We start from the raw sequence: 7,584 nt of genomic DNA, 5'->3' as shown, positions 1-7,584 counted from the left end.
TGTTACCGCCGTGAAAGGGCGGTGTCCTAGGCCACTAGACGAAGGGGACACGCTGCTGGCATTACTGCCTGCTTTCACTCCCTGCCGCGTTTCGCTGTGTGCTTTACGCTGCAAGTGGCGCGCATTCTATGGATGGTTCGAACAGGCGTCAACCCCTTTGTAGAAATTTATTTAAATCAATGACTTCCGGGTGGGTTGGGGTGCAGATGCGGGGTGGGTGGACGATATAGAGAGAGGGGGTTGCCTGTGCTGGCCCTTTCGCGGCTAAAGCCGCTCCCACAGGGATTGCACAAGGCCCAAGGGCGATGCAGTACATGTGGGAGCGGCTTTAGCCGCGAAAGAGCCAGCACAGGCATACGGCGGCTATTCGCCCCCCCGCAAACTCACTACACTCAAAGCTGTAATTCTTCTTCAATGAGGCATTAACGGTGACACCACTCCTGATCACCCTGCTCATCGTGGCGGGTATCGCGTTGCTGATCGTGATCGGCTACCTCAACAATGTGGTCGAGAACGGCAAGCTTGAGCGCGCCCGGCTGAAGATCGAGCTGGCCGACCGCCTGCGCCGCTGTGGCGAAATCACCGAGACCTTCCCCGGCCAGTTCATGACCCCGGCTCTTAAACTGCTGCTGACCCGCCTGGAACTCAACCTGAACCAGCGCCAGCTGGCGGTGGACAAGCACAACGCAGCATTGAAGGCACGCATTGCCGAACTGGAAGGGCTGATTGGCCTGGGCGAGAAGATCCCGGTGAACAACCCGCCCAACCCGATCCAGACCGAGGTCAAGGCCAAGGACGTGCGCTTTCTGCTGGAGGCGCTGCACAACCAGGTGACCCGCGCCGCCCAGGACGGTTTCCTGCCCGCTGTCGAGGCTAAGCACTGGGTCAAGGAAATACGCCATATCCTGGTGCTGCTGCACATCGAGTTCTTCAACAACCTTGGCCAGCAAGCCCTGCAGAAAGGCCAGCCGGGGCAGGCACGCCTGGCCTTCGAGCGCGGCGTGCAGTATTTGCGCAAGCAGCCGGAGCCGAAGGTGTATGAAGAGCAGCTGACGTACCTGGAGAAGTTGCTGGCCCGGGCCAACGCCCAGGTGCTGGACCGCATGACACCGGCCGAAGATGAGCACAACGAACTGACTGACGGGCTCAAGACCGATGAGGAAGAGACCTGGAAGAAGAAGGTGATGTACGACTGATGCTTAAGCCTGTACTGGCCCCTTCGCGGCTAAAGCCGCTCCCACAGGGACCGCATCAGGCCTGAGGGCGATTTCGGTCCCTGTGTGCGGCTTTAGCCGCGAAGAGGCCAGTACAGGCGACATACCAATCAGCAGTCAGTCAGCGCCAGAAAGATCGCCGCCAACCGCTCCAGCCCCACTTGATCCGCCTCGCTGAACCGCCCGACCTTCGGGCTGTCCAGGTCCAGCACACCAATCAACCTGCCCTCCTTCACCAGCGGGATCACCAGCTCGCTGTTCGACGCACTGTCACAGGCAATGTGCCCCGGGAACGCATGCACGTCCTCCACCCGCTGGGTTTGCCGGGTAGCCGCCGCCGCCCCGCACACACCCTTGCCGAACGGAATGCGCACGCAAGCCACCTGGCCCTGGAACGGGCCCAGCACCAGTTGCTCGTTGCGGTTGAGGTAGAACCCCGCCCAGTTCAGGTCGTCCACCAGGTTGTACAGAAACGCCGAAAACTGCGCGGCGTTGGCGATGAAGTCACGCTCGTCGGCAAACAGCGCCTGCACTTGCGCCGCCAGCAGGTTGTAGCCGTCGAGGCCGGCGCCACTGGCATTAAGGTCGATCATTTACTTTTGCTCCAGCAATTGCAGCCCGACCCAGTAGCGGGCGAACTGATAGGCACAACGGCCATTACGGTTACCGCGGCCGGTGGCCCAGCGCACGGCGAGAATTTCCAGGGCTTCGTCACGCTGCCAGCTCAGCCCCGCAGGGCGCGCCAGCTGGCCGATCCAGTGCTCGACCACGTCGAGGAAGTGTTCCTGGCTGAACGGGTAGAACGACAGCCACAGGCCAAAACGGTCAGACAGTGCAATCTTGTCTTCCACCGCTTCGTTGGGGTGCAGCTCGCCGTCGACCATCTTCCAGTTTTCGTTGTCGCTCTGTTTTTCCGGCACCAAGTGGCGGCGGTTGGAGGTGGCGTACAGCAATACGTTGTCGGGGGCCTGCTCCAGCGAGCCGTCGAGCACGCTCTTGAGCACCCGGTAGTCGCCCTCCCCGGCTTCGAACGAGAGGTCGTCGCAGAACAGGATGAAGCGCTGCGGCAGCTTCTGCAGCTGCTCGACCACACGTGGCAGGTCGGCCAGGTGGTCGCGTTCGATTTCGATCAGGCGCAGGCCGGCGCTTGCGTGTTCGGCCAGCAGGGCGCGCACCAGCGACGACTTGCCGGTACCGCGCGAGCCCCACAGCAGGGCGTGGTTGGCCGGCAGGCCGTTGATGAACTGGTGGGTGTTGCGGCCGAGCTGGTCACGTTGCTTGTCGACACCGATCAGGTCGGTGAGGCGAATGTCCAGGCTGACCTCCAGCGGCAGCAGGTAGCCGCTGCGGCCATCGCGCTGCCAGCGCGCGGCCAGGGTGGTGGCCCAGTCGATGTTCGGGCGTTGCGCGGGCAACAGGGGTTCGAGGCGTGCCAGTACCGATTCGGCGCGGTCGAGGAAAGCAATCAAGCGAGCGTCCATCAGGGTTCCTTCAGATCAGATTTGGGTTTGCTGCGCCGGCCTCTTCGCGGGTAAACCCGCTCCCACAGTGCGAAGGGGCCGGCACAGCCAATAGAGCAATCAAGGCTGAATGTGTGACAGACCCACCAGTAGCCGGGGTTGTTCGGCTATGCTTGCGCAGCGCAAGGAACGGGAAACCGGCTCGGGACTCATGGATATCAAGTTCACCAATCGCCTGTCATACAAGCAAGCCCGGTTGACAGTCCTGGTCGGCTTCATCCTGGGAACATTGCTCAGTCTCATCCAGATCGGCATCGATTATGCCAGCGAAGACGCGTCCATCAACCGCGAAGTGCACGCCTTGCTGCAAATCAGCCACAACCCGGCTTCGCGCATTGCCTACAACATCGACTCGGAACTGGCCCTGGAGCTGACCCGCGGCCTGCTGCAGTCGCCGGCCATCATCCGCGCCCGGCTGATCGACAACAACGAAACCGTGCTGGCCGATGTGCAGCGCCCGCGCCTGCAAGACAGCTACCGGCCGCTCAGCGACTTCCTGTTCGGCGAGCAGCGCCAGTTCAAAGAGCGCTTGTACCTCACCCACATGCCCGAGGAATACCTCGGCACCTTGTACCTGGACGTCGATACCTACGCCTTTGGCGGGCGTTTTCTCGACCGCGCCGGCATCACCCTGCTCAACGGCTTTGCCCGCAGCCTGGTGCTGACCGGCATCCTGCTGGCGCTGTTCTACATGATGCTGACCAAGCCGCTGGTAACCGTGATTGGCGCGCTCAGCGGCAGCGACCCGCGCAAGCCCCGGCAAACCCGCCTGGAATGCCCGCACGGGCACGAAAACGACGAGATCGGTGTGCTGGTGAAGGTCGCCAACCAGCAGTTCGTCAGCATGGCCACCGAAATCGAGCAGCGGCGTACTGCAGAAAACCGCCTGACCCAGTACTTGAACGAACTGGAAGACATCGTTTCGGCGCGCACCGACGAACTGAAGGCCAGCAACAGCAGCCTCAGCCTGTCCAACCAGGAACTGGAACAGGCCCGCAGCCGGGCGCTGGACATGGCCCAGGCGCGCGCGGCCTTCCTCGCCAACATGAGCCACGAAATCCGCACCCCGCTCAACGGCATGCTCGGCATGATTGCCCTGGCACTGGACAGCCCGCTGCCCAGTGAGCAACGCCAGCAACTGGCGATTGCCCACGACTCGGGCAAGGTGCTGGTGGAATTGCTGAACGATATTCTCGACCTGTCCAAATTCGATGCCGGCCAACTTGAACTGGAGCGCATTGCCTTCGACATGGGCTCTATGGTGGAGGACACCGCCAACCTGCTGTCGCAGAACACCGCGCAAAGCGTGGAACTGACCTGCCTGATCGCCGGCAACTTCCCCAGCAGCGTACTGGGCGACCCCACGCGGGTGCGGCAGATCGTCAGCAACCTGCTGTCCAACGCCCTGAAGTTCACCCGCTTCGGCCGCGTCGACGTACGCCTGGTGACCATTGTCGGTGGCGTGCGCCTGGAGGTGCGCGACACCGGCATCGGCATCCCCGAAGAGGCCCAGGCGCGCATCTTCCAGCCCTTTACCCAGGCCGGCGCCGGTATCACCCGCCAGTACGGCGGCACCGGCCTGGGCCTGGCGCTGACGCGCAACCTGTGCAAAGCCATGCAAGGTCACCTGCATATCCGCTCGGAGCCCGGCTTTGGCAGCTGCTTTACGGCCGAATTGCCGCTCACCGTACACACCGAGGCGATCGCGCCGCCGCCGCTGCACGGCCGCGTGGCAGTGCTGAGTGCAGCCGGCAGTGGGCTGAATGAGTTGCTGCAGGGTTTGCTGCCCGCCTGGGGCCTGAGCTACCAGCGCCATGACAGCCGTGCGACGCTGGACGCCACCGCGATGGAGCTGTTGATCACCGACGACGTCGACCACCTGTTCGAACTGCGCCCGGCACTGGCAACCCCGATCCTGCTGGTGACCGCCTACGGCAACTTCCTGCCCAACGAGCAGTCACTGGCGCTGGCACCGCTGCATCAGCTGGCCCGGCCACTGGCGCGCAACGCCCTGTACCAGACGCTGCGCCGGACCTTGCAAGGCCATGAGCCCGAACACCCGCTGGCCACCCCAGCCATTACCCTTGGCCAAGGCCGTGCGCGCATTCTGCTGGTAGAGGACAACCCGGTGAACCAGCTGGTGGCCAAGGGCATGCTGGCCAAGCTCGGCTGCCAGGTACAACTGGCCACCCAGGGCGCCGAGGCCCTGGAATTACTGGAACAGCGCGATTTCGACCTGGTGCTGATGGACTGCAACATGCCGGTGATGGACGGCTACGAGGCCAGCCGGCGCATCCGCCAGAGCGGCCGCTGGCCACACCTGCCCATCGTCGCCCTCACCGCCAACGCCATGCCCGAAGAGCGCGAACGCTGCCGGGCGGCGGGCATGAACGACTACCTGGCCAAGCCGTTTCGCCGTGAAGAGTTGCTGGCGCTGGTCGACCACTGGGTGCCAGTCAACGGCTGAGCAGGCGCTCGATGTCGGCTTCCAGCGCCTGTGGCTTGGTGGTCGGGGCATAACGCCTGACCTGCCCGCTGACCGGGTCGACCAGGAACTTGGTGAAGTTCCACTTGATCTTCTGCGAACCGAGCAGGCCCGGGGCGCGTTGCTTGAGCTCGACATACAACGGATGGGTGCCGGGGCCGTTGACCTCGATCTTGCGAAACAGCGGAAAGCTCACGCCGAAATTGCGCTCGCAGAACTGCGCAATTTCCCGCGCATCGCCCGGCTCCTGCTTGCCGAACTGGTTGCAGGGAAAGCCCAGCACCACCAGGCCGCGCTCGCGGTAGGCCTGCCACAGTTGCTCCAGGCCCTTGTACTGCGGGGTAAAGCCGCACTGGCTGGCAGTGTTGACCACCAGCAGCGCCTTGCCCGGGAAGTCGCCGAGCTTCTTGTGCTCGCCGCCCAGGGTTACGCAGGCGATGTCGAGTATCGATCCAGCCATGGTCAGGCTCCGGTCAGTCGCGTGGGCGCAGGTCGATGCACACCGAGTTGATGCAGTAGCGCAGGCCAGTCGGTGGCGGGCCGTCGGGGAACACGTGGCCCAGGTGCGAATCGCAGCGGGCACAGGTGACTTCGGTGCGGATCATGCCGTGGGAGGTGTCGCGGATCTCGATCATCGCGCTGTCTTCGATCGGCGCGTAGAAACTCGGCCAGCCGCAGCCGGAGTCGAACTTGGTTTGCGCGTCGAACAGCGCCAGGCCGCAGCAGATGCAGTGGTAGATGCCGTCACGGCGCTCGCTGTTGTACTTGCCGCTGAACGGTCGCTCGGTGCCCTTCAGGCGGCAGACCTGGTACTGCTCGGGGTCGAGCATCGACCGCCATTCTTCCAGGGTTTTCTCGATCTTTTTCATGCAGGGACCTCGGCAGGCTGAATTTCACCCCGCACCGTCTTTTCCGGGGCGCGGGTGGCACGTATATTAGTTGGCTTCGTGTGCCAGGCGTTCAGTCTGGCACCCGCTTCCTGCCCTTTCAAACGTTTCGACGTGGGTTGCGCGTTTTCTCAATCGGGATCCCATCATGCAGTTCAGCAAATCGAACAAGCTCGCCAATGTCTGCTACGACATTCGCGGCCCAGTGCTCAAGCACGCCAAGCGCCTGGAAGAGGAAGGCCACCGCATCCTCAAGCTGAACATCGGCAACCCGGCGCCGTTCGGTTTCGAGGCGCCTGACGAAATCCTCCAGGATGTGATCCGCAACCTGCCCACCGCGCAGGGCTACAGCGACTCCAAGGGCCTGTTCAGCGCGCGCAAGGCGGTGATGCAGTACTGCCAGCAAAAGGAAATCGAAGGCGTCACCATCGAGGACATCTACCTCGGTAACGGCGTGTCCGAGCTGATCGTGATGTCGATGCAGGCGCTGCTGAACAACGGCGACGAAGTGCTGATCCCGGCGCCCGACTACCCGCTGTGGACTGCGGCCGTGAGCCTGGCCGGCGGCAAGCCGGTGCATTACCTGTGCGACGAGCAGGCCGACTGGTTCCCCGACCTTGAAGACATCAAGGCCAAGATCACCCCGAACACCAAGGCTTTGGTGATCATCAACCCGAACAACCCGACCGGCGCGGTGTACTCCAAAGAGCTGCTGCTGGGCATGCTGGAGCTGGCCCGCCAGCACAACCTGGTGGTGTTCTCCGACGAAATCTACGACAAGATCCTGTACGACGAAGCCGTGCACATCAGCACCGCCTCGCTGGCCCCCGACCTGCTGTGCCTGACCTTCAACGGCCTGTCCAAGTCGTACCGCGTGGCGGGCTTCCGTTCTGGCTGGCTGATCATTTCCGGGCCCAAGCACCACGCGCAAAGCTACATCGAAGGCATCGACATGCTGGCCAACATGCGCCTGTGTGCCAACGTGCCGGCGCAGCATGCCATCCAGACCGCGCTGGGCGGCTACCAGAGCATCAACGACCTGGTATTGCCACCGGGGCGCCTGCTGGAACAGCGCAACCGCACCTATGAGCTGCTGAACGACATCCCGGGCGTTAGCTGCGTGAAGCCGATGGGCGCGCTGTATGCGTTCCCGCGGATCGACCCTAAGGTGTGCCCGATCCTCAACGACGAGAAGTTCGCGCTTGACCTGCTGCTGTCGGAAAAGCTGCTGATCGTTCAGGGTACGGCGTTCAACTGGCCGTGGCCGGACCACTTCCGCGTGGTGACCTTGCCGCGGGTGGATGACCTGGAAGCGGCGATTGGCCGGATTGGCAATTTCCTGCGGACTTATTCGCAGTAAGGTTCGACGGGGGCGCCGGGGTTTGACGGGGCGCGCCGGAGGTTCGACGGAGGGTTGGTGGTGGCGCGGAGATCGAGCGCCGCCCGCGCGGCGCTTCGCGGGTAAACCCGCTCCTACG

7 protein-coding genes are annotated in these 7,584 nt (G+C 63.3%); 3 read left to right on the top strand and 4 right to left on the bottom strand.

Going from position 1 to position 7,584, the window contains the following annotated elements:
- The first annotated feature begins 428 nt into the window (after positions 1 to 428).
- Positions 429 to 1,196 carry a hypothetical protein gene (locus IAE39_RS28500; protein WP_201207804.1) on the top strand — a complete coding sequence of 256 codons (768 nt, stop codon included), beginning with the start codon at positions 429 to 431 and terminating at the stop codon, positions 1,194 to 1,196.
- 128 nt (positions 1,197 to 1,324) lie between these two features.
- Here the strand turns inward: IAE39_RS28500 and IAE39_RS28495 are convergent, their stop codons facing one another.
- Both IAE39_RS28495 and IAE39_RS28490 read right to left on the bottom strand, forming a co-directional pair.
- Complete coding sequence (locus tag IAE39_RS28495) at positions 1,325 to 1,807, bottom strand: GAF domain-containing protein (protein WP_201207803.1); 483 nt, start codon at positions 1,805 to 1,807, stop codon at positions 1,325 to 1,327.
- Complete coding sequence (locus IAE39_RS28490) at positions 1,808 to 2,695, bottom strand: ATP-binding protein (RefSeq protein ID WP_201207802.1); 888 nt, start codon at positions 2,693 to 2,695, stop codon at positions 1,808 to 1,810.
- Positions 2,696 to 2,843: 148 nt separating this feature from the next.
- On the opposite strand from IAE39_RS28490, the gene IAE39_RS28485 reads away from it, so the two are divergent.
- A complete protein-coding gene (locus IAE39_RS28485; RefSeq protein WP_201207801.1) occupies positions 2,844 to 5,201 on the top strand; it encodes a hybrid sensor histidine kinase/response regulator in 2,358 nt (785 codons plus the stop codon).
- On the opposite strand, the gene IAE39_RS28480 is transcribed toward IAE39_RS28485, so the two are convergent.
- Both IAE39_RS28480 and msrB read right to left on the bottom strand, forming a co-directional pair.
- Positions 5,191 to 5,679, bottom strand: a complete 489-nt coding sequence (locus tag IAE39_RS28480; RefSeq protein WP_201207800.1) for a glutathione peroxidase — start codon at positions 5,677 to 5,679, stop codon at positions 5,191 to 5,193. The two genes, IAE39_RS28485 and IAE39_RS28480, sit on opposite strands and share 11 nt — an antisense overlap.
- A gap of 13 nt (positions 5,680 to 5,692) precedes the next feature.
- Positions 5,693 to 6,088: a peptide-methionine (R)-S-oxide reductase MsrB gene (gene msrB, locus IAE39_RS28475; RefSeq protein ID WP_201207799.1), complete on the bottom strand. Its 396-nt coding sequence runs from the start codon at positions 6,086 to 6,088 to the stop codon at positions 5,693 to 5,695.
- A 166-nt stretch (positions 6,089 to 6,254) separates the two neighbouring features.
- Between msrB and IAE39_RS28470 the strand changes: the two genes are divergently transcribed.
- Positions 6,255 to 7,466, top strand: a complete 1,212-nt coding sequence (locus tag IAE39_RS28470) for a pyridoxal phosphate-dependent aminotransferase (RefSeq protein WP_012313392.1) — start codon at positions 6,255 to 6,257, stop codon at positions 7,464 to 7,466.
- Positions 7,467 to 7,584 lie beyond the last annotated feature (118 nt).

This window comes from Pseudomonas sp. S37, from assembly GCF_016658545.1.
In the GTDB taxonomy this organism is placed as follows: domain Bacteria; phylum Pseudomonadota; class Gammaproteobacteria; order Pseudomonadales; family Pseudomonadaceae; genus Aquipseudomonas.
The sequence above is the reverse complement of the archived record's forward strand: the minus strand, read 5'-3'. Positions and strand labels throughout refer to the sequence as shown.